This window comes from Helicobacter pullorum NCTC 12824 (assembly GCF_017979475.1).
In the GTDB taxonomy this organism is placed as follows: domain Bacteria; phylum Campylobacterota; class Campylobacteria; order Campylobacterales; family Helicobacteraceae; genus Helicobacter_D; species Helicobacter_D pullorum.
Genome location: NZ_JAERIT010000021.1, coordinates 1 through 3,143, shown reverse-complemented (window position 1 = coordinate 3,143; position 3,143 = coordinate 1). Strand labels below are relative to the sequence as shown.

Genomic DNA, 3,143 nt, shown 5'->3' with positions numbered 1-3,143 from the left:
AGAAACAGGAAGAATAGCAGAGGAATATGGTGGAATCTATGTCTTTGATAAAGAGATAAGAGATGAGATAATACAGAAAGAAAAGGAAAGGGAGGAAGCAAGACAAAAAGTGACATTAGGAGATACCTTTTGGGAGCAAAGAGAGGCTATTGATAAAAATCTCCCTCAAATCCTCCCCAATGGTTGCAAATACTATATTAAAGGACTTTCAAAAAAAGAACTTCAAGAAACTGATTTGAATCCCTACTACCAAAAAATCAAAGAATATATGGGTGATGAAGTGTATAATAGGCTTAAGGGTGGATTAAGAGTAACAAGTTATTATCTCGATAAAAATGGTAAAGTAATCCCTATAACAATGCTTACTTATATCTCTACTACCATAACCACTTATGGACTCTATGGTGATGAGGGAGCAGGATTTAGATTAACAAATAGCTATTCTGTTGATATAGCAGGAGATAATATCTTTTACTTAGAAAATGGTAAATTCATAAAAAGTGATGAAAAAGGGAAAGGAGCAAGACATTGAATCCTAAAGACTTTATAGAGCAACTCAAAGATTATGCAGATGTAGCTGATGCAAGTTATGCAATGCTACATTATATTGATGAAAATGAGGAAATAGATTATTTCTTAGATGAGCTAAAAAGTAAGAATCCTAATGAAAACCTCCATTAAATATTCAATTCTTATTATCCTGACTTTTTTTAATATCCAATTCTTATATATCCTTACCTTTATTCCCTTTCCCTTTTTTGGTTGGATTACGCTTTTTATCCTTTCTTGTATATGGGTGTATCTCTTTTTACGATTCTGTGTGTGGAGTTTTAATAGAATCTTTAAAAAGAATCTAAGAGTTAAAAAACTCTATCTAGCCTTACCTTATCCACTTATTATGCTTTCTTGGTTTGCCTTTAGCTTTGTCCCACTTGAGTGGCAACCTAGCTTTAGAGAGTTTGAGAGGTTGTGTAGGGAGGAGGGAGGCGATACAACCACGATTTATAATCAGGAGGCTTATGATAGAATAAGAAAAAGCACAATCAAAGATATGGATATTTGGGAGGAAAAAATGGTAGCTTGGCGTATAAAGGAAGCAGTGTTGAAAGTCTATGAACACAATACAAATATTTTAGTTAGAACTTATAAAACATTCGTTTGGTATGATATAGGCTTAGTGCCAAAGAATGAAAGAACAGTTACTTGTGCCTATATCGATAAAACCAAAGAACTCATTAAGCAAAGATGGTGGTTAAAATGACAAAAATGTATAAATATATGCAATTAGTCAAATATGCAGAACTTTGTTGGGCTAGTTATAGTGAAGGATTGAATGAGGGAATGTTTGGTGTGGATTCTGTGGGCAACAAAGATAGCAAAATGTATAAAATGAGAGAGAATCAAAAGAAAGACAATCCCACCTACCACCAAGCCCTTACCGAATCTCAATTCCTCATCTTTGAAAAATACAATGTCAATTTTAGCAATTCTCAAGCTAATCATTTTATTACACGATTTGAAGTCTTAGCCTTTCATCAAGATAACACAGAGTTTTCCACCCTTTTTAATGACACAGGTTTCTCTGCCACTTTATTCTATGATACAGAGGATAATGAATATATCCTAACTATAAGAGGTATTGATATATTTAGAATTAATTGGAATCTTATAAATGCTGTGAAGTCTGGGATAAAGATTATTCGAGGTAAGGTATCTATCAATTATTATTTAAGTTTGTTGCGATTTTATGATGAAAAAGTAAAGCCTATCATTCAAGATAAAAAGCTTACTATCACAGGACATGTCTTTGGTGGGTATCTAGCCCAGCTTTTTGCCCTTTCTTTCCCCGAAGTAGTTCATAAAGTCTATACCTTTAATGCCACAGGGGTAACGCAAAATCTTGTAACACAATCTGTTGATATGGCATTGAATGTCGCTAATGAAATAACCAAGCAAGTTGCCTTTGACTTTAGTGTTTATGATAGTAATCTTGATGAGTTTGTAAGCATTCAAGTCGATGAGAGGCTTAAAAATAATGTGAAATTAGATAAAGGACTGCTTGTTTGCAACGACAAAGAGATACAAGAACAGATTCCAAAATATCTGCAAAGAGAGTTTTTAGAAAAACACAATAATTCTTATAATTATCAAACCGCACAGATAGGGGCAAGTTTGCTACTTCAAGAAATCCATAGAGCTGAGATAGGGGATAATATCTTTGTAAAAACACGCCTTGATGGCTTTATCCCACATACTATTGATACCGAAGTCTTTACGCTTAATCAAGAATTAAGTAAAGCAGTCAATAATCTCATTGCATATCTGCCAAATAGTCATAAAGAACTGCCAACTGCTCTACAACAAAGCGAAATTTATAGAATTTACACCATAGATATAGCAGATACAGAAACGATAATGCAACAATTTGGTAATCATATAGTGGCTAGTGAAACCATTGAATTAAAGCTCAATGCTATTAAATTGATAACAAAATTTGATGATTTTAAGAGAAGTGGAGCAGTAAAAGGGGCTTTAAAAACTATAAAAATGGGGAATGTGGCTGGGTGGTTGATTATTTTAGTATCCATAAAAAATATTTATGAAGAGCTTTTGGTGCAATCCAGAATTACAGAGGATTCTGCCCCTATGATAGATTCCATAAACTGCTATTGGTGTGGTTGGCAACAATTAGTGAGATAAAGGATAGCTATGCAATATGATGATTTACATTATGAGTTCCAATATATAGGGAAAGATTGCGATGATATTTTGGAAGAAGACATTTTAGAAGAAAGCTTTTTTAATCTTAGAAATAAAGATAAAAATTTTTTTGTTAAACCTTTGAGTTTAGGGGTTATTCAATCCCTCACAAAAGACTCCCCACTTCATTTACTTAGAGCCCTATATGCCTGTAAGCCATTTGCTATTTGTAATGAAAATAATGAAAGCTTTATCACACAAGAAAATGCTGCTAGGATTTTAGGCTACAAATCCGCATTTTATCTCTCTTTTATTGCTAATAAAGATTCCTTAAGCAATGAATATCTTAATGCTAGAAAAGCCTTGTATAAAACCATAATGAATCTACGAGAGCAAAGAGAACAAGACTATAAAGAGGAACAAGAAAGAATCTCTCAATTAAG

4 protein-coding genes and 1 pseudogene are annotated in these 3,143 nt (G+C 33.1%); all 5 read left to right on the top strand.

Annotation, left to right across the window (positions count from 1 at the left end):
- The coding region (locus JJQ98_RS08735) for a hypothetical protein (protein WP_210670819.1) at window positions 1–532 on the top strand (532 nt) is incomplete at its 5' end.
- Entirely contained in the window at window positions 529–681 is a 153-nt protein-coding gene (locus JJQ98_RS08730) for a diadenosine tetraphosphate hydrolase (protein ID WP_151105344.1), read from the top strand. The genes JJQ98_RS08735 and JJQ98_RS08730, both read left to right, overlap by 4 nt.
- A gap of 139 nt (window positions 682–820) precedes the next feature.
- Window positions 821–1,261 carry a hypothetical protein gene (locus JJQ98_RS08725; RefSeq protein ID WP_247596742.1) on the top strand — a complete coding sequence of 147 codons (441 nt, stop codon included), beginning with the start codon at window positions 821–823 and terminating at the stop codon, window positions 1,259–1,261.
- Entirely contained in the window at window positions 1,258–2,700 is a 1,443-nt protein-coding gene (locus JJQ98_RS08720; protein WP_151105346.1) for an alpha/beta hydrolase family protein, read from the top strand. Before JJQ98_RS08725 ends, JJQ98_RS08720 begins: the two co-directional genes overlap by 4 nt.
- Window positions 2,701–2,709: 9 nt before the next feature.
- Window positions 2,710–3,143, top strand: a pseudogene (locus tag JJQ98_RS08715) (lipase); the annotation flags it as partial.